17 protein-coding genes are annotated in these 19,247 nt (G+C 65.2%); 2 read left to right on the top strand and 15 right to left on the bottom strand.

What is annotated here, in order from left to right; all coding sequences use genetic code 11:
• From XH90_RS05620 to XH90_RS05605, 4 genes are all read right to left on the bottom strand, one after another.
• Positions 1-2,085 carry a hydantoinase/oxoprolinase family protein gene (locus tag XH90_RS05620; protein ID WP_194479605.1) on the bottom strand — a complete coding sequence of 695 codons (2,085 nt, stop codon included), beginning with the start codon at positions 2,083-2,085 and terminating at the stop codon, positions 1-3.
• A gap of 141 nt (positions 2,086-2,226) precedes the next feature.
• Entirely contained in the window at positions 2,227-3,030 is an 804-nt protein-coding gene (locus XH90_RS05615; RefSeq protein ID WP_194479604.1) for an NAD-dependent protein deacetylase, read from the bottom strand.
• Positions 3,031-3,075: 45 nt separating this feature from the next.
• Entirely contained in the window at positions 3,076-3,912 is an 837-nt protein-coding gene (locus XH90_RS05610; RefSeq protein ID WP_194479603.1) for an SDR family oxidoreductase, read from the bottom strand.
• 73 nt (positions 3,913-3,985) lie between these two features.
• A complete protein-coding gene (locus tag XH90_RS05605; protein ID WP_194479602.1) occupies positions 3,986-5,305 on the bottom strand; it encodes a solute carrier family 23 protein in 1,320 nt (439 codons plus the stop codon).
• A gap of 124 nt (positions 5,306-5,429) precedes the next feature.
• Here XH90_RS05605 and XH90_RS05600 point away from each other — a divergent pair, with 124 nt between their 5' ends.
• Complete coding sequence (locus XH90_RS05600; protein WP_194479601.1) at positions 5,430-6,758, top strand: dicarboxylate/amino acid:cation symporter; 1,329 nt, start codon at positions 5,430-5,432, stop codon at positions 6,756-6,758.
• A 215-nt stretch (positions 6,759-6,973) separates the two neighbouring features.
• Here the strand turns inward: XH90_RS05600 and XH90_RS05595 are convergent, their stop codons facing one another.
• The 9 genes from XH90_RS05595 to XH90_RS05555 are packed head-to-tail and all read right to left on the bottom strand — an operon-like array spanning position 6,974 to position 15,116.
• Positions 6,974-7,321, bottom strand: a complete 348-nt coding sequence (locus XH90_RS05595) for a RidA family protein (protein WP_194479600.1) — start codon at positions 7,319-7,321, stop codon at positions 6,974-6,976.
• Positions 7,322-7,334: 13 nt separating this feature from the next.
• Entirely contained in the window at positions 7,335-8,456 is a 1,122-nt protein-coding gene (locus XH90_RS05590) for an FAD-binding oxidoreductase (protein WP_194479599.1), read from the bottom strand.
• On the bottom strand, positions 8,453-9,871 hold the full coding sequence (locus XH90_RS05585) for an NAD(P)/FAD-dependent oxidoreductase (RefSeq protein WP_194479598.1): 1,419 nt from the start codon (positions 9,869-9,871) through the stop codon (positions 8,453-8,455). The genes XH90_RS05590 and XH90_RS05585 overlap by 4 nt, the downstream gene beginning before the upstream one ends.
• Positions 9,868-10,164 (bottom strand): (2Fe-2S)-binding protein, encoded by a 297-nt coding sequence (locus XH90_RS05580; RefSeq protein WP_194479597.1) that lies wholly within the window; start codon positions 10,162-10,164, stop codon positions 9,868-9,870. The genes XH90_RS05585 and XH90_RS05580 overlap by 4 nt, the downstream gene beginning before the upstream one ends.
• A gap of 27 nt (positions 10,165-10,191) precedes the next feature.
• Complete coding sequence (locus tag XH90_RS05575) at positions 10,192-11,328, bottom strand: FAD-binding oxidoreductase (protein WP_194479596.1); 1,137 nt, start codon at positions 11,326-11,328, stop codon at positions 10,192-10,194.
• An 8-nt stretch (positions 11,329-11,336) separates the two neighbouring features.
• Positions 11,337-12,143, bottom strand: coding sequence for an ABC transporter permease (locus XH90_RS05570; protein ID WP_194479595.1), 807 nt, complete (start codon positions 12,141-12,143; stop codon positions 11,337-11,339).
• Complete coding sequence (locus XH90_RS05565; protein ID WP_194479594.1) at positions 12,140-13,015, bottom strand: ABC transporter permease; 876 nt, start codon at positions 13,013-13,015, stop codon at positions 12,140-12,142. The genes XH90_RS05570 and XH90_RS05565 overlap by 4 nt, the downstream gene beginning before the upstream one ends.
• Positions 13,012-14,052, bottom strand: a complete 1,041-nt coding sequence (locus tag XH90_RS05560; RefSeq protein WP_194479593.1) for an ABC transporter ATP-binding protein — start codon at positions 14,050-14,052, stop codon at positions 13,012-13,014. The genes XH90_RS05565 and XH90_RS05560 overlap by 4 nt, the downstream gene beginning before the upstream one ends.
• 26 nt (positions 14,053-14,078) lie before the next feature.
• Positions 14,079-15,116, bottom strand: coding sequence for an ABC transporter substrate-binding protein (locus XH90_RS05555; RefSeq protein WP_194479592.1), 1,038 nt, complete (start codon positions 15,114-15,116; stop codon positions 14,079-14,081).
• 277 nt (positions 15,117-15,393) lie between these two features.
• On the opposite strand from XH90_RS05555, the gene XH90_RS05550 reads away from it, so the two are divergent.
• On the top strand, positions 15,394-16,293 hold the full coding sequence (locus XH90_RS05550) for a LysR substrate-binding domain-containing protein (RefSeq protein ID WP_194479591.1): 900 nt from the start codon (positions 15,394-15,396) through the stop codon (positions 16,291-16,293).
• On the opposite strand, the gene XH90_RS05545 is transcribed toward XH90_RS05550, so the two are convergent.
• Together XH90_RS05545 and XH90_RS05540 are read right to left on the bottom strand one after the other, a co-directional pair.
• On the bottom strand, positions 16,290-17,663 hold the full coding sequence (locus XH90_RS05545; protein WP_194479590.1) for an amidohydrolase family protein: 1,374 nt from the start codon (positions 17,661-17,663) through the stop codon (positions 16,290-16,292). The genes XH90_RS05550 and XH90_RS05545 overlap by 4 nt on opposite strands.
• The gene (locus tag XH90_RS05540) at positions 17,660-19,243 is read right to left on the bottom strand and encodes an ABC transporter substrate-binding protein (protein WP_194479589.1); all 1,584 of its coding nucleotides are present in this window, start codon (positions 19,241-19,243) and stop codon (positions 17,660-17,662) included. Before XH90_RS05540 ends, XH90_RS05545 begins: the two co-directional genes overlap by 4 nt.
• Positions 19,244-19,247 lie beyond the last annotated feature (4 nt).

Genomic DNA, 19,247 nt, shown 5'->3' with positions numbered 1-19,247 from the left:
TCAGGCTGCCTTCCGTTCCATGACGATGCTGCCGGCACCGTCGATATGGGCGTCAAAACTGGTGGAGACGAAGGTCGAGGTCTCGTCCTCCGCGATCACCGCCGGACCCGCTATCGTCGCGCCGGGCGCCATGTCCTCCCGGCGGTACAGCGGAATCTCGATCACCTCGCCCGCGCGGCCGTCGAAGAATTTTCGGCTGCCTGACGCCTTGCCCGCGGGCTTGCGCGCGACGGCTGCAACCTTGGGCGGATTGCGCGCTTCAGTGGTCGCCAGCACCGACCAGCTCAACACCTCGATCGCCGCGCCCGGTATCGGGCGCTCGAACATCGCGGAATAATCCGCCTCGAACTTCTGGCGGAGGCCGGCGAGATCGGCCGTCGTCAGCGGCCGGTTCGGCAGCTCGACCGTGATCTCGTGGCCCTGGCCGACATAGCGCATGAACGCGGCGCGGCGCTCACGCACCGGCGCGCCGGCTGCACCGGGCTCGACCAGCGCACGCGCCTCGGTCACCATCTCCTCCAAGAGATCGGATACCGCCGCGGTGTCGAAGTCATCGAGCCGGACGTGACGGCTGCGCACCAGCTCATAGGCGATGGGCGCCGCAAGGAAGCCAACCGCCGAGCCGACGCCGGCATTCGATGGCACGATCACCCTGGACACGCCGATCTTCTCGGCGACACGCGCCGCATGCAGCGGCGCCGCACCACCGAACGCGATCAGCGTGTGCTGGCCGACGATCTCGCCGCGTTCCACCGCATGCACGCGCGCCGCGCTCGCCATGTTCTCGCAGACCACCTCGTGAACCGCATAGGCCGCGGTTTCCGCCGACAGGCCCAGCGGCTCGCCGACGTTGCTCAGCAGAGCCTGTTTCGACAGCTCCGGGTCGAGCTTGATCGTGCCGCCGGCAAAGGCGTCGGGATCGATCATGCCGAGGGCAACGTCCGCATCCGTCACCGCCGGACGCTCGCCGCCACGACCGTAGCAGGCGGGGCCCGGCTCCGACGAGGCGCTTTCGGGGCCGACCGTGACGCGCTTCATCGCGTCGACATGCGCGATCGAGCCGCCGCCGGCGCCGATCTCGACCATCTCGATCACGGGAATGCGGACCGGCAGACCGGAGCCCTTGAGGAAGCGCGCAGCGCGATCGACCTCGAACACGCGCGAGGTCTCGGGCTGGTATTTTTCGATCAGGCAGATTTTTGCGGTGGTGCCGCCCATGTCGAACGAGAGCACCTTGCTCTCGCCGAGACGCGCTGCGATCTGCGCCGAGAAGATCGCGCCGCCGGCAGGACCGGACTCGACGAGGCGCACCGGGAAGCGCCGCGCCGTCTCGATCGAGGTAACGCCGCCACCCGACGTGACGAGATAGATGGCGCCGCGGAACTGCTCGACCTGCAAGGCGTCCGCCATCCGCGCGAGATAGCCGTCGATCAGCGGCTGCACATAGGCATTCGCAACCGCCGTCGACGTGCGCTCATATTCGCGGATCTCCGGGCACACGGCCGACGACACCGTCACCGAAATGCCCGGCATTTCCTCAGCGATGATCGCCGCCGCACGGCGCTCATGGTCGGGATTGGCGTAGGAATGCAGGAAGGCGATCGCGACGCTCTCGACCTTCAATTCGCGCAATTTCGGCGCGAGCGCGCGCACGGCGGCTTCGTCGAGCGGGAGACGGACGGCACCATGCGCGTCGATACGCTCCGGCACGGTGAAGCGCAGACTGCGCGGCGCCAGCGGCTTCGGCTTGTCGATGGTGAGGTCGTACTGGTCGTAGCGGCTCTCGGTGCCGATATCGAGCACATCGCGAAAGCCGTCGGTCGCAATCAGCGCCGTTTTTGCGCCGCGCCGCTCGATGATGGCGTTGGTCGCGAGCGTCGTGCCGTGAATGAAGACGTCGATGTCGCTGATATGCGCACGCGCGTCGGTCAGAATGAGACGCATCCCGTCCAGCACGGCCTGTTCGGGCCGCTGCGGCGTCGTCAGCACCTTGCGGGTCTTGCGCACCTCGCCCACGTCCAGCACGATGTCGGTGAACGTGCCACCGATATCAACGGCAAGCCGTACTTCGGCTCCTTCAAGCATTCCAAAATTCTCCGGCTGACCTTCAGGACTGAAGGCAAAAATGCAGCAATTTCCGTGCCATCGAGCACACCGAAAACACCGCGCCAAGCTATTCTGCTTGGCACCTATGCAATAGGCAAGATTTGTTCGCCCGGCGTCAAATCAGAGCAGGAATGCAAGCGCCGCCTCGCAGCGCTCCTCGACTTTCAGCGTCAGGAGATCGTCGGCGCGGGTACGTCCGAGATTGACCGCCGCGATCGGGATTTGCCTGACGGCCGCGGCCTGCACGAAGCGAAAGCCCGAATAGACCATCAGCGACGAGCCGACGATCAGCATGGCATCAGCCTGCGCCAGATGGTCCTGCGCCGTCGCGACGACGTCACGCGGGACGTTCTCGCCGAAGAACACCACGTCGGGCTTGAGGATGCCGCCGCAGGCTTCGCAAGCCGGCACCTTGAACGACGAGAAATCGTGCTCCAGATCGGCGTCGCCGTCGGGTGCATCCGCGGCATCGAGCGTCAGCCACTCGGCATTGACGCGGCCGAGCGCCTCCTGGAATTCGTTGCGCGGAGTCTTGCGGCCGCAGCCCATGCAGCGCACGAGGTCGAGCCGCCCGTGCAGATCGATCACTTGCCGATGCCCGGCAGATTGATGCAGCCGGTCGACATTTTGCGTCAGCAGCATTTCGCAGCGGCCGCCGGCCTCGAGCCGGGCGAGCGCATGATGCGCATCGTTCGGCCTCGCCTGGCCGAAGCGCCGCCAGCCGATCAGGCTGCGCGCCCAGTAGCGCTGCCGCGTATGCTCGTCCGACATGAAGGCCTGGAAATTGACCGGTTGGGTCCGCTTCCAGTTGCCCTGGCTGTCGCGATAATCGGGAATGCCCGAATTGGTGCTGCAGCCGGCGCCGGTCAGCACGAACAGTTTTCGGTGCCGGCCGACGAAATCCTGGAGCGATGGGCTTGTCATGGCGCAGATGTAGTCTGCGCCGCGGCATTTTGCCAGATCACGCCTCTAGCTCGCCCAGTTGTCCCGAAACTCCGGAAACAGCGTCAGCCCGCCGCAGGCGTAGATGGTCTGCCCGGTGATGTAGCTGGCGTCATCAGAGGCGAGGAACGCGAACACGGCGGCCATCTCTTCCGGCGTTCCGACGCGGCCGAGCGGAATATGGCTGGTGACGAGGTCGCGCTTTTCGGCATCGCCGGTCCAGGCCGCGTTGATCGGTGTGTCGATCGCGCCGGGACCAACTGCATTGACGCGAATGCCGCGGCCAGCAAACTCCAGCGCCAGCGTGCGGGTCAGATTGGCCATGCCGCCCTTGCTGATCGAATAAGCGAGATAGCCGGGCTTCGGGATGATCTGGTGGACGCTGGAGCAGTTGATGATGCTGCCGCCTCCGCCGCGGGCGACGAAATGCGCCAGCGCCTTCTGCGCGCAGAGCACGGCGCCGTTGAGATTGACGTCGATGATACGGCGATAGGTTTCGATGTCGAGCGCCTCGCTCGGCGATTCCCGCTGGAAACCGGCATTGTTGACCAGACAATCGAGGCGCTTCCAGCGCGCCAGGATGGTCTCGAACATCGCGGCGACGTCCTGCTCATTGCTGACGTCGGCCTTGACGATGACGTGATCGAGCTTGCCGTGGCCGCGATCGCTCGACCCGGTCCTTGCCAGCGCCAGCGTTTCCTCCGCTTTCCCGGGATGATCGACATAGTTGATAGCGACGGTCGCCCCCTCTTGTGCGAGCCTCACGGCAACGGCGCGGCCGATGCCTTGGGAGGCACCGGTCACAAGCGCATGGCGGCCACTGAGACGTGAAGGGAAGGCGGTCGAGAGATTGGTCTGAGGCATGGGGATTCTCCGGGATGCCTCATCATGGATGGAACCGGGATTTTGTTCCATCCCTCTGGCGCAGCTCTGCGATTCATTCTGCGCCGCGCGCAATCGGCGAGGTCAGGATCTGATACAGGATAATCGCGCCGAAGGTCGCGGTGCCGATTCCGCCGATCGTGAAGGCGCCGAATTTGAGCGTGAGGTCGCCGGCGCCCGCGGTCAGCGCCACGGCAACGGTGATCAGGTTCGCCGGGTTGGCGAAATCGACCTTGTTCTCGACCCAGATCCGGCCCGCCATCGCCGCGATCAATCCGAACAGCACGATCGAGAGGCCGCCGATGACGGGACCCGGGATCGACAGGATCAGCGCGCCGAATTTCGGCGAGAAGCCGAGCAGGATCGACACCGTGGCAGCGAAGGCAAACAGCAGGGTCGAATACACCTTCGTCGCCGCCATGACGCCGATGTTCTCGGCATAGGTGGTGACGCCGGTGCCGCCGCCGCAGGCCGCCACGATCGTCGCGAGGCTGTCGGCGAACAAGGCCCGACCGAGATAGGCATCGAGGCTGCGGCCCGTCATGGCCCCGACGGCCTTGATGTGACCGAGGTTCTCGGCGACGAGGATGACCGCAACCGGCGCGATCAGGAAGATGGCATCGGCCTTGAAGGTCGGCGTGGTGAAATGCGGCAGGCCGAGCCACGGCGCGGCCGAGAGCTGCGCGAAGTCGATCGGCTTGCCGAAGCCGAGACCGTTCGCGAACAGCAGGTACAACAGATATCCGCCGATCGCGCCGAGAATGATCGGCAGGCGGCGCCACAGGCCGGGAGCGGCCACGGCGACCACGCCGATCATCAAGACGGTCGCGAGCCCGATCCAGGTCTCGAACGCGTTCGCGCTCACCGCCTTGACCGCCACGGGCGCGAGGTTGAGGCCGATCGCGGCGACCACGGCGCCGGTGACCGCCGGCGGCATCAAGCGTTCGACCCAGCCGCTTCCCGACCACATGACGACCAGCGCAATCAGGCCGTACAGCACGCCGGCGCCGACGATGCCGCCGAGCGCAACGGAGATGTTCGGATTCGGTCCCTGCCCGGCATAGCCTGTTGCGGCGAGAACGACGGCGATGAACGCGAAGCTCGAGCCGAGATAGCTTGGCACGCGCCCGGCAACGATGACGAAGAAGATCAGCGTGCCGATGCCGGAGAACAGGACCGCAACATTGGGATCGAATCCCATCAGCAACGGCGCGATGATCGTCGACCCCGACATTGCAACGCAATGCTGGAGACCGGAGACAACGGTCTGCCCCCATGGCAGTCGTTCCTCCGGCATGATCACGCCCGAGGTCTTCAGCGTCCAACGCGGAAAATAGCTACGCGCCTGCTCGTCCGCGCCCGTTGCGTTCGACATGTTCCCCCCATTGCGATGCAGCGATTGATCTTCGTGCGATCCGACAAAAACGTGATTGTTGCTTATACCGACATCATCACATGATGTGAATCATGCAAGATCAATGCGTTCCGGGACTTAGCTTATGACACAGATTGCGATCCAGCCAGCCGTCCACCGCCGGCACCAGCCCTGGTACAAGATCCTCTATGTCCAGGTGCTGATCGCGATCGCGATCGGCGTGCTTATCGGCTATCTCTATCCGGACCTCGGCAAGGCCCTGAAGCCGCTCGGTGACGCTTTCATCGCGTTGATCAAGATGATGATCGCGCCGGTGATCTTCTGCACCGTGGTGCACGGCATCTCGTCGATGGGCGACCTCAAGCGCGTCGGCCGGGTCGGGCTGAAGTCGCTGATCTATTTCGAGACGGTCTCGACCGTCGCCCTCGCCATTGGCCTCTTGGTCGGCGAAATTCTCCAGCCCGGGCGCGGCTTCAACATCGATCCCGCCACCATCGATCCGAAATCAGTGGCGACCTACGTCACCAAGGCTCATGAGGACGGCATCGTCGCCCATCTGATGGCGATCATCCCGGACAGCTATGTGGGTGCGATCGCGCGCGGCGATCTCCTGCAGGTGCTGCTGGTCTCGATCCTCTCGGGCTTTGCCATCGCCTTCCTCGGCAAGGCCGGCGAGCCCATTGCGGATGCGATCGACAAGGCCGCAAGGATGTTCTTCGGCATCATCCGCATCATCGTGCGCGTGGCCCCGATCGGCGCATTTGGCGCGATGGCGTTCACCGTCGGCGCCTACGGCCTCGGCTCGCTGCTCAACCTCGCCGCGCTGATCGGCACGTTCTATCTCACCAGCATTCTGTTCGTGCTGATCGTGCTGGGCTCGATCGCGCGGCTCGCCGGCTTCTCCATCATTCGCTTCATCGCCTACATCAAGGACGAGCTCTTGATCGTGCTCGGCACCTCGTCGTCGGAGACGGTGCTGCCGCAGATGATCCAGAAGATGGAGCATCTCGGCGCCTCGCGCTCGGTGGTCGGCCTCGTGGTTCCGACCGGCTACAGCTTCAACCTCGATGGCACCAACATCTACATGACGCTGGCGACGCTGTTCCTGGCGCAGGCGACCAACACGCATCTGACGATCTGGCAGGAGCTCGGTATCCTGGGCATCGCCATGATCACGTCGAAGGGCGCCTCCGGCGTGACCGGCGCCGGCTTCATCACGCTCGCTGCGACTCTGTCGATCGTGCCAGACATTCCGATCCAGTCGATCGCGATCCTGGTCGGCATCGACAAGTTCATGAGCGAGTGCCGCGCGCTGACCAATCTGATCGGTAACGGCGTCGCTTGCGTCGTCATCAGCATCTCCGAGGGCGAGCTCGATCGCGAGGCACTGCATGAGACCATGGCGCATCCGCTGGAGATGGGTGAAGCGCTGGAACCTGGCGGCGCCGCGTAGGTGCATGACGGGATCAGATGATCCCGCCATTGGCACGCAGCACCTGACCCAGGGACCTCCTCGGCCGAGGCATCGCCACGCTCCGCCCGGCGAAGCAAATCCAGGGCATCGCGCGCGCTGAAGAGATCGACAACCCTCGCGCAGGCACGGAGCTGGGCGTCCTGGCGCAGGAGCCCGACGGTTCCGTTGACGATTGCGCGGCCCGGGCGGCGCGCTCAGCCCTTGACCGCAGTGACCACCACCTCGATCAGCGCGCCGCCGCCGAGATCGGCGACGCCGACGGTGGCGCGGGTCGGCAGATTGTCGCCGAAGAACTCGGTCCAGGCTGCGTCCATCTCTTTCTTCTTCGAGAGATCGGTGACGAAGATCGAGGTGCTGACGACGCGGCTCTTGTCCGTGCCGGCTTCCTTCAGATAACCCGCGATCTTGCCGAGGATGTTGCGGGTCTGGTCGCCCATCGAGACCGAGGTGTCGTCGGCGATGGTACCGCCGACGAAGACGAAGCCGTTGGCCTCGACGGCGCGATGCATGATGGGCGTGCGGATGCTGCGGGTGATGCTCATGATGTCCCTGTTCTTAGAAAGTGGAAGGGTGGAAGCGATCGATGCCGAGATCGCTGATTCGGGTCTGGGTGCCGCCATTGACGATCAGCTCCGCCATCACGGCGCCGGCGCCGGGGCCGAGCTGGAAGCCATGCAGCGAGAAGCCGAACTGGTGATAGAGGCCCTTGTGGCGGCTGCTCGGGCCGAACACAGGTATGTCGTCCTTCATCTTGGCCTCGATGCCGGCCCAGGCGCGCACGATGGTGGCGCTGCGCATCACCGGAAACAGCTCGAACACGGTTCGCGCGCTGATCGCAAGACTCTTCCAGTCCAGCACCGTCTCGTTGCGATCCTGATAGGGCGTTGCCAGATGGCCGCCGCCGATCAGCACGGTGCCATTGGAGAACTGCTTGAACGAGAGCTTTCGTCCGCGAAGGATCACGACGGGGTCGATGAAATGCGGCACGCGCGAGGTGATCATCAGCATCGGCGCCACGGTGTCGACCGGCACGGGCTCGCCGAGCGCGTCGGCAATCTTCCCGGCCCAGGCGCCGGCAGCATTGACCAGCACCGGCGCGGCAAAGGTCTCGGTGCCGACGTCGACGTGCCAGAGCCCGTCGCTGTATCTGATATTGCTGGCGGCAACGCCTTCGCGCACGGTAGCGCCGAGCTGCTCGGCCTTGCGGCGGAACGCCGTCGTCGTCTGCGCCGGGTTCGCGGCGCCGTCACGACGCGAGACGATGCCGCCGGGACAGGTCTCTGCGACCGCCGGCACGAGGCGGCGCAGCTCAGCGGCGTCGATCAGCTCTTCATGGGTGAAGCCGAGCGCATTGAGCTCGGCGACGCGCGCGCGGCAGGCTGCAAGCTCCTCCTCGTTCTCCGCGACCAGCACCTGACCGTGGCTCTCGAAGCTGCAATCGTCGTCGAGGAGATCGTTGATCTTCTCCCATATCCCCATCGAACGGATCGAAAGCGGGATCTCGGGAATATGCCGCGCAAGCTGACGGACGCCGCCAGCGTTGACGCCGGAAGCGTGGCGGCCGGCATAGTCCTTCTCGATCAGCACCGGTTTCAGGCCGGCAAGGCACAGATGCAAGGTGGTCGAGCATCCGTGGATGCCGCCGCCTATGACGATCGCATCCACGTTTCGTGTCATCCGCGCACCACCGCCTTGACGTCTTCTTCCGTTTTCGGGACGGCCGCGAGTTCGGCGAGCGTGATCGGCTTCACCGGCGCGCGCAGCCGGTAATAGCCGATCTCCTGCGGGGCCTTGCCGCGCGCCTGCGCCATCAGCTCCGTGACCGTGAGGCCGCAAAGCCGGCCCTGGCACGGGCCCATGCCGGTGCGGCGATAGGCCTTGAGCTGGTTCGGCCCGGTCGCACCGATCGCGACGGAATCGAGCACGTCCTTCGCAGTGACCTCTTCGCAGCGGCAGACGATGGTATCGCCGGAGGGAATGCGAAACTGCGGCGCGGGACGGAACAGCGTGTCGAGGAAGACGCGGCCGCGTTCGGCCTTGGCGAGATCGGCGCGGAGCGTCGCCATCGGGACGAGCCTCGCCGCCGCCGCCGGCGCCAGGGCCTCCACTGCCGCGCGCGCGGCGATGCGGCCGCGGACAGCGGCGGCATTGGCGCCGCCGATCCCGGCGCCGTCGCCCGCAATCGCGATGCCCGCAACCGAGGAATTGCCGCTCGCATCGAGCACGGGCGACCAGCACAATTGCAGATCGTCCCAGCGATGCTCGACGCCTGCGGACATCGCCAGATTGACGTTGGGCACGACGCCCTGATGCAGCAGCAACAGATCGGCAGGAATGGTCTCGCGCTTGCCGCCAGCGACATAGCTGACGCTCGCGAGCTGGCCGTCGCCGGATGCCGCGAGCTCGGTGACGCCGGAGACGACCTGCACTTTGGCCTTCACTTCGCGCATCATCGACAGCCCCTTGGTGAAATAGGGCGAAGTCAGGAAGGCGAAAGCGTGGGGCAACGCGGCGAAATAATTGCCGCGCTCGGTGGTGTCGAGGATGCGGTCGATGCGGCCACCGAGGCGCAAAATCTGCGCGGCGAGCAGCCAGAGCAGCGGCCCCTGCCCTGCGATAACAGTGCGGCCGTCAGGCACCAGCGCCGACGACTTCAGCATCGTCTGTGCGGCGCCCGCGGTCATCACGCCCGGAAGCGTCCAGCCGGGAATCGGGAACGGCCGCTCCAGCGCACCGGTCGCAAGGATCACGCGCTTGGCCCTGACGAAGGCGGACGCGCCGCCGATGGAGACGGCAATCTCGAGATTGCGATCGAGGCTCCAGACCGTGGCGCGGTGGATGACCTCGGCATTGCTTGCCCGCAGCGATTGCACGAGATCGGCCCCGACCCAGTAATCGGCGCCGAGCTGACTGCGGTCGGTCACCGGCGTCGAGGAAATCGCACGGAACACCTGACCGCCGGGACCGATGTTCTCGTCGAGCAGCAGCGTCGTGAGACCTGCTTCGGCCGAAGTCGCGGCAGCCGCAAGGCCCGCGGGCCCGGCGCCGATCACCACGACGTCATAATCTTCGCGCTTGGGAGCGACGCTCATCTTCCGATCTCCCGCTTGCCCTTCTGGATCTCGATCTGCATGCCCTCGGCGACAGGCACGAGGCAGCCCTGGCGGTTGCCGACCCCGTCGACGGTGACGAGGCAATCGAAGCACACGCCCATCATGCAGTAGGGCAGCCGCGCCGCGCCGCTCACCGCGGTCGAGCGCCGCACGTCCTGAGCGGATGCCAACAATGCGGCGGAGACGGTATCGCCCTGGCGCGCCGCGACGGCGACGCCGTCGACGAAGATCTGCACCTGCGGACGCTTGTCCTGTTCGGATCGTCTAAACATGGGTGCCTCTTGGCTCCTTCAGAATCTCTAATAGCCGCTGTTGTTCGCTGCGCCAGCGCCGCCGAAGCGGCTTGCGGAGAACGCGCCGACCAGCTCGGGCTCGAGCGCGCCCTGCGCGACCATGCGCGCGATCTCGAACGCGTGGTTGGAGGCGAGCGTCACGCCGGAATGGCAGCAGGCGACGAAGGCGCCGGGATGCGTCTCCGACTGATCGTAGATCGGAAAGCCGTCCTGCGGCATGACGCGGATGCCGGACCAGCTTCTGACGACATTGAGCCGCGACAGATGCGGGAACATGCGCTGCGCGCGATCGGCCATCACGCCGCTGATTGAAGGTTTCAACGTGCGATCATCCAGCTCGTCTTCCTTGCTGTCGCCGATCATCACCGTGCCTTCGTCAGTCTGGCGGATCGTGGTCAGCGGATGCGGCAGGAACGGCATGGTACGCTCGGTCACGACGACCTGGCCGCGCGTCGGGCCCATCGGGGCGTAGAGTCCGACCATCGGCGCCAGCGTCTGATTGGCATTGCCGGCGGCGAGCACGACCTTGGCCGCGCGCAGCTCGCCCTTCGGCGTTGTCAGGCGGAATTCGCCGCCGCTCTTGCTGATCGCCGACACCGGCTGCTCAGGGAGGTAGTCGATGCCGAATTCCCTGAAGCCGGTGTGAAAGGCACGAAACGTGCGCAGCGAATTGACGTGTCCGTCGAGCGGACAATAGCTGCCGCCGGACACTTGCGGCCCGATCAGGGGCAGCGACTTCTTCACCTCGGAGGCCGAGAGCATCTCCATCTTGTAGTCGGCCGCGCCCGCCTGATTGTGCATGCGCTTGACAAGCTCGACGCGCTGGCCGAATTCGGCGTCGCCCAAGGTGAGGTGGAAACCGCCGTTCTGCTGGAGCGCGACGTCGAGGCCGGTCTGCTGCTTCAACTCCGAGGCAAGCCGGGCCCAGGCCTGCGAGGCCTGAACCGTCCAGACCGTATAGGCGGGCATGCCGAGCCCTTTGCTCTGAACCCAGACCAGCGCAAAGTTCGCGCGCGAGGCGCGCTTGGTGATATCGCCTTCGTCGAGCACGGCGACGCTCTTGCCGAGCCGGCCGAGGCCCCAGGCAATCGCGGAGCCGAGCAATCCGCCGCCGACAACGGCGACGTCGTAGTCCCTGGACATGGGTTCTCCTATCGTCCCGTATCGCCCTTGCCGGCGAGCACGCGGTCGAGCCCGTAGAAGCGGTCGAGCACAATGAGGGCGGTCATGGTCACAGCGATCACGCAGGCCGAGACCGACGTCACCAGCGGATCGATGTTGTCCTGGATATAAAGGAACATGCGCACCGGCAATGTCTCGGTGCCGGGTGCAGCGAGGAAGACGGTCATGGTGAGATCATCGAAGGACTGGATGAAGGCGAGCGCCCAGCCGCTGATGACGCCGGGCAAGATGAGCGGCAGGGTCACGCGGCGAAACAGCGTCCAGCCGCCGGCGCCGAGCGAGACCGCGGCCATCTCGACCGTGCGGTCCATGCCGGTCGCCGCCGCCAGTGTCAGCCGCAATGCGAACGGAAACACGATGATGACATGCGCGATGATCAGTGCGGCGAAGCTGCCGCCGAGCCCCGCCGAGGTGAAGAAGCGCAGGAAAGCGATGCCGAGCACGACATGGGGGATCATCAACGGCGACAGGAACAACGCCGCCAGCGCATCGCGACCACGGAAACGATGACGCGCGATCGCCAGCGCCGCTGGCACTGCGAACAGCAGCGCCACGAACGACGACAGTGCGCCGAGCCCGAGGCTGACCCAGAAGGCGTGGATGAATTCGGGATAATTTCCGATCTCCCTAAACCAGCGCAGCGAGAAGCCGTTGGTCGGCAGCGACAGAAAACCCTCCGGCGTGAAGGCGACGAGGCAGACCACCAGGATCGGCGCCACCATGACGATGACGAAGATAGTGTGGAAGATCAGCGCCAGCGGGCCGTTCCGTCTCATCGGAACACCTCCGCATAGCGCCGCTCGATCAGCGCGTTGCTGCCTACGACGATCAAGACCAGCGCGACCAGCAGCAGTGTCGCCACGGCAGCACCGAGCGGCCAGTTCAGCGTGTTGAGAAATTCGTCATAGGCCAGCGTCGCCGCGACCTTGAGCCGACGGCCGCCGATGATCGCGGGCGTCGCGAAGGCACTGGCCGAGAGCGAGAACACGATGATCGCACCCGACAGCACGCCCGGCATGATCTGCGGCATGATGATGCGGCGGATGATGGTGACAGGGCCGGCGCCGAGCGACATCGCGGCATTCTCGATCTGCGGATCGACCCGCTGCAGCGCGGCCCAGACCGACAGCACCATGAACGGCATCATCACATGCGCAAGCGCGACCACCATGCCTGTTTCGGTGAACATGAAGGGAATGGGCGAGCGAATCACGCCCAGCGACATCAGAAGCTTGTTGACGAGGCCGTTGTTGCCGCCGAACAGCAGCGCCCAGCCGAGCGTGCGCGCCACCACGGAGATCAGCAGCGGCCCGAGGATGACCAGCAGGAAGAGGCTCTTCCAGCGGCCGTTCATGCGGTTGAGGATGTAGGCCTCGGGTGCACCGAGCAAGGCCGTGAGCAGCGTGGTCAGGATGGCGATGCGAAACGTCCGCCAGAACATTTCCGCGTAATAGGGATCGGTCGCGATCTCCCGCCAGTTCTTGAGGATGAACACCGGCTCGATGCCCTTGTACTGGCCCCAGTCGTGGAACGACAGCATCACCGTCATCGCCAGCGGGATCAGCAGCACGCCGACGAACAGCATCAAGGCGGGCGCCGTCAGCGCCCACGGCGCACGCGCACCGTGCTCCTCGGCGACCGCGCTCATGCGACGCTCCTCGCGCGCAAGCTCATATCTTCCGGCCGCCAGGCAAGACGGACCGCCTCGCCTTCGGCCGGCTGCGCCGTGCCGTCATTCTGGCGGATCACGATCGCCGGGCCGCATTCGCTGTCGCACTGGAACAGCCAGTGATTGCCCTGGAAGATGCGGGTGACGATCTTTGCGCTGAGACCAGCCTCGCCGAAGCCGACTCTTTCAGGACGGATACTGACCGTGACGGGGCCATTGAGCCCAGCCGGGGCCGGCGCGCTCCACGAGCCCACGACCAGCCAACCCGGGGCCGCGGTTCGATCGATCGTTCCAGCGAAATCATTGGTCTTGCCGAGGAATTGCGAAACAAAGGCCGAGGCAGGCTTCTCATACGTCTCCTGCGGCGTGCCGATCTGCTCGATCTTGCCCTGGCTCATCACCACGATCCGGTCGGACAGCGACATCGCCTCGTTCTGGTCGTGGGTGACCAGGATCGTGGTGGTACCGATGGTGCGCTGGATCTGGCGCAGCTCGATCTGCATCTCCTCGCGCAGTTTGGCATCGAGGTTCGAGAGCGGCTCGTCGAGCAGCAGCACGCTCGGCTTGATCACCAGTGCACGCGCCAGCGCGACGCGCTGTTGCTGTCCGCCGGACATCCGGCGGGGATGGCGGTCCTCGTAACCGGCCAGGCCCACCATCGCGAGCGCAGAACGAACACGCTCGGCCCTTTCGGCGCGCGGCACGTTGCGCATCTCGAGGCCGAACGCGACGTTCTCCGCCGCGGTCATGTGCGGAAACAGCGCGTAGCTCTGGAACACGATCCCGAGGCCGCGCTTGGCCGGATGGATCGCAGACAGGTCCTTGTCCTCCAGGCGGATCGCGCCGCGCGTGGGATCGAGGAAACCCGCGATCATCTGCAACGTCGTGGTCTTGCCGCAGCCGGAGGGGCCGAGGAAGGAGATGAACTCCCCCTTGCCCACCGCGAGACTGAAGTCGTCGACCACAGTCTGTGCGCCGAATTGCTTTGCGACCCGATCGAGCTCGAGATAGGCCATAGGCTGCCTCCGCCGCGACGGTCAGATCAGCGCTCGACCTCGCGGTTCCAGCGCTTGGTCCACTCCTCGCGCTTCTCGTTGATCGTGGCCCAGTCCGGATTATACAGTTTTGCCGCGCGCTCGCCGATCGGGGCCATCTTGCCGAGATCGGGCGGCACCTTCAGCGATTTCAGCACGGGGCCGTAGCCGTAGTCCTTCAGCATCACGAGCTGGATCTTGGGATCGAGCAGCATCTTCACGAAGCTGGACGCCAGCGGTGACGCATTCGGCTTGGCGATCGGACACGCCGTCGTCAGCAGCGTCGCCGCGCCTTCCTTGGGGTAGACGAAGTCGACGGGGAAGCCGGTGTTGGCAAAGCTCTGCACGCGCCCGGTACCCCACACCGCGATGACGGCCTGACCGGACTGGAACAGCTCGGTCATCTTGCCCGGCGACGGCTCGTAGGCGAGCACGTTCGGATTGATCTCTTCCTTGAATATCTTGAAGCCGGAGTCGACGTTGGATTCGCTACCGCCATTCATCTTCGACAGCATCACCAGCGCTTCGAGACCATAGGTGTTGTTGATCGGCGGGATCACGAGTTGCTTGGCGTATTTCGTGTCCTTCAGATCATTCCACGAGGTCGGCGGCGCCCAGCCTTTCTCTTTGAACACCTTGGTGTTGTACATCAACCCGGTGGCGACAATGCCGATCGCGACGGCGCGGTCGTCCTTGAAGCGCGCGGTGTCGTAGAGGTCGGCGGCGGGCAGGCCGTCGAGCTTGCCGCAGAAGCCGAGCTGGATCGCCTGATACATCGGACCGTCATCGACGATGGCGACGTCGATCTGCTGGTTGCCCTTCTGCGCCTGGAGCTTGGCCAGCGTGTCGGTGGAATTGCCGGCAACGTACTCGACCTTGACGTTGTTCTCCTTCTCGAAGCTCGGAATCACCTCGTCGCGGATGGTCTTCTCGAACGAGCCGCCGTAGCCGGCGACATAGAGCGTTTTTTGCTGGGCCGAGACGGCCGTCGGGATGGCGATGAGCGCTGCGATGCTGACCGCAGTGAGAAGGCGAAGAGTTTTCATGTGGACCGATCTCCAATACCGGAATGAGGTGACGTGCCGACAAAATCCCTGGCTGAAGCGCGTTGCCGCATTTCCTTCCGCGCCGGATCCGTCTGGAAGCAGGGATCCGGCCTCTGCTCAGCGGATTTGGGCGCGATTTGGAGGTTTGAACGCCTCCAAGGTGCCGAAAAAGCGGGCTGTCTCCAGCCTTGATGAAAAAGATCGCAAACCCCGCCTTCCATCGTCCAATGAATAATGGCACCCTCTGCATGCAAAAATGTTATGAATGGAATTTGGGATGGCGCGGATCAATTCGCGGCAGGTGGAAGCCTTCCGTGCGATGATGCTGACCGGCAGCGTCACCGAGGCAGCGGCGCTGATGACGGTCACGCAGCCGGCGGTCAGCAGGTTGCTGCGCGACTTCCAGGCGCTGTTGAAAATGGAGCTGTTCGAGCGGCGCGGCACCGGCCTCGTGCCCACTGCCGCAGCGATGGCGCTCTACACCGAGGTGGAACGTTCCTTCGTCGGCCTCGAACGTATCACTGCCGCGGCGGAAGAAATTCGCGGTCGCCGCACCGGCTCTTTGCGCATCGCGGCACTGCCGGCGTTGTCGAACGGCTATCTGCCGCGGCTCACCGGGCATTTCCTGAAAGAGCGGCCGAATCTCAACCTCGCCTTCTTCGGCGTGATCTCGCCGATCGTGGTCGATTGGGTGCTGAACAATCAATGCGACGTCGGCTTTGCCGAGGTGCCGATCGCGCATTCCGGCCTGCCGAGCATGCGCCTGCCGTCGCCCGCGCGGGTCGCTGTACTGCCGACGGGTCATCGTCTCGCGGAGAAGCAAGTTCTGGAGCCGCGCGACTTCGAGGGCGAGACGTTCATCTCGCTCTCGGCGGGGTCATCGAGCCGGCACCTCGTCGACCAGATCTTCCATCGCCACGATGTCCGCCGCGTGCTGCGCGTGGAGACCGCGCTATCGGAGATCATGTGCGGCATGGTCTCGTCGGGGCTTGGCGTTGCGATCTGCGATCCCTTCACCGCGCAGGAATTTGCGACCCGCGGCGTCGTCGTGCGCCGCTTCCTGCCGCGCATCGACTTCGAATTCTCCGCCGTGTTTCCCGCGCAGCGCAGCCCCTCGCCGGTGGCGCTCGATCTCGTCGAGATGATGCGCAAGTCGCTCGTCGAGTTCGAGAGCTAGCCGTTGAACGCCGCCTGCGCTTCCGGCAGGTCCCAGATCTTGCCAATCGCAGCCGCACCTGCTGCCGTGATCGCCGCCTCATCCGCGCCGAGATAGCGTCCCTCATCGACCAGCACGCGGCCATCGACCATGACCTGATCGATATTGGCGCGGTTGGCGAGCGCGATCAGCGCGCGGCGCGGATCGAACAGCGGCTGAAGATGCGGATGGGTGAGGTCGACCACGGTGAGGTCGGCGGTGGCGCCCGGCTCGATCCGGCCGAGGTCCGGCCGCTTGATGACGTCGGCGGCGACGGCGGTGTTCGCCTCGATCAGCTCCGGCGAGTTCGCGACATCGGCGCGCTGCGACGTGACCTTCGAGATCAGCGACGCCGCATTGAGTTCGCCGAGCAAATCCATGTTGTAGCCGTCGGTACCGACCACGGTGCGCACGCCATGCTCCGCGAACCGGCTGAACGCCGCGGTAACGCCGGCGCGCGCGAACACGCGCGGACAATTGAGCACCGTCATGCCGCGCGCAGCCATCAGCTTGAGGTCATCGTCGCTGCTGAACATGCAGTGCGCCGCCATCAGGTCGGGTGCAAGCAGACCGAGCCAGTCGAGATACTCCGCTGGCGTGCGGCCGCCATAGCGCTTGCCGATGGTATCGACCTCTGCACGGCTCTGCGCCATGTGCGTCGTGATGGGCACGCCGAGCTCGCGTGCCCGCATGGCGCAGGCCTTCAGCAGATCGGGGCCGCAGGTATCGGTGGCGTGCGGGCTCATCGCAAGTGAGATGCGGCCATCGCCACGATTGTTCCAGCGCTGATAGAGCGCATCCCATGTCGCCATGTCGGCAGCGCCATCGTCGCCGGAATAGCGGACCACACCATCGGGTCCGGCCTTGGCGTCGGACGTCGAGAACAGATAGGGCGCGCCATAGAAGCGGATTCCCATCTCTTCGGCCGCGTCGAACATCTCCGGAATCGAGTTGCGGAACGGCTCCATCACCGTAGTCGCACCGCCCTTCAGGAGTTGGAGGATGCCGAGCCGCGCGACGGCCAGGCGCTCTTCCGCCGACAGGACATCGGCGCCGCGTTTGGTCAGCGGCAACAGCACCGTATAGACGATGCTCTGGTTGTTCTTGCGGCCGTTACCGTCCTCACTGTGACTGCGCGCGACGGCTTCAGAGAAGCAGTGATTGTGCAGGTTCAAGAGGCCCGGCAGGACGAAGCGGCCGGGACGATCGTAGACGGCGTCGGCGCTCGGCTTGTCGCGGGTGATCGCGGCGATCCTCTGGCCTTCGACCAGGACCCAATGGTCACGCAACACGTGCTGCGCGCCATCTTTGCGTGACAGCACATGGCTGCCGAAGATTGCCGTGGTGCTCATGCGGGGCGTACGTTCCAGAAGACGGCGGTGCCGTCGAGAATGCCGGTGATGTCTTTGCGATAGGCGGTCGGCTGCTTGTAGAGGCCGATCGGAATATAGGGGATTTCCTCGAAGGCGACCGCCTGGATCTCGCGGCAGATGCGCTGCTGCTCGGCGAGCTCGGAGGCGGCCAGCCACTGGCTGCGCAACGGCCCCATCTTCTCGCTCTTGTACCAGCCGGCGACCTTGCCCTCGCCGCGGATGTTGGTGTTGCCGGCGGGATTGAGCCAGTCGATGCCCTGCCAGTTGCCGACGGCGGCGCTCCAGCCGCCCTGCCCGACCGGATCCTTCTTGAGCTGGCGCTGCAGCACGACAGCGAAATCGAGTCCAGCGTATTCGACGTTCAGGCCGGCCTTGCGCAGGCTGTCCACCGCGATCTCGCCGAGCGGCTTCTGCGCCAGCGAATTGGTGGGGACCAGCACCACGATCTTCTCGCCATTGTAGCCGGCGGCCGTTAGATCGGCCTTCACCTTGTCGTAGTTGCGCGGGCCGCGGAACACGCCGAGGCCGACGTCGCTCGCCATCGGCGTCCCCGGGGCAAAGAAGCCGATCGGCGACACCTGGAAGGCCGGATCGGTGCCGGCCACCGCCGTCATGAAGGCGGACTGGTCGATCGCGCCAAGCAGCGCGCGACGGATCGCGGGATTGTCGAACGGCGGCTGCAGATGATTGAGCCGCAGCATGCAGGCGTAGCCTCTGGGATCGAGGATGCGGGTCTCGATGTCGCCGGCGGCCTTGATGATCGGGAGCAGATCGTGCGGGGTGGTCTCCTGCCAGTCCTGCTCGCCGGTCTGCAGGGCGGCGACGCCGGTGCCGGCATCGGGCGTCGTGGTCCAGACCACGCGGTCGTAGTGCACGATCTTCGGGCCCGCGGTCCAATCCGGCTTGCCGTCGGTGCGCGGCTGGTAGCGATCGAACTTGGCATAGGCGTTGCGGGCGCCCTGCACGCGTTCGTCGGCGAGATAGCGGAACGGGCCGCTACCAATCACTTCGGTCAAAGGCTTGAACGGGTCCTGGCTCGCCAGCCGCTCAGGCATCATGAAGCAGGCATTGATCGCGGCCTTGCCGAGCGCCTGCGGCAGCAGCGGGAACGGACGCTTGAGGCGAAAGCGGATGGTGCGGTCGTCGGCGGCTGAAAGCTCATTGGTCGCCTCCATCAGCTCACCACCAAAGCCGTCACGCGCGGCCCAGCGGCGGATGCTGGCAACACAGTCGCGCGCGAGCACGCGCTCGCCGTCGTGCCAGAACAGCCCGTCACGCAAGCTGAGGTCCCACTGGAGCTCGTCGCCGGAGATGACGTGGCCCGACAGCATCTGCGGCGAGACCTGAAGCGAAGCGCTCATGCCGTAGAGCGTATCGTAGACCATGAAGCCGTGGTTTCGCGACACCTGCGCGGTCGAGTAGATCGGATCGACGAAGGCGAGGTCGATGACTGGGATGAAGCGGAGCGTCGACTGGGATTCAGCACGTACGATGCCTGGCAGCGACAATGCCGGTACTGTTGCAGCGGCCTTGAGGAGCGAGCGGCGGGAGATGGGCATTACA

This window comes from Bradyrhizobium sp. CCBAU 53338 (genome assembly GCF_015291665.1).
Lineage (GTDB): Bacteria > Pseudomonadota > Alphaproteobacteria > Rhizobiales > Xanthobacteraceae > Bradyrhizobium.
Note: the sequence above shows the minus strand (reverse complement) of the source record. Positions and strands in the feature narration are given on the sequence as shown.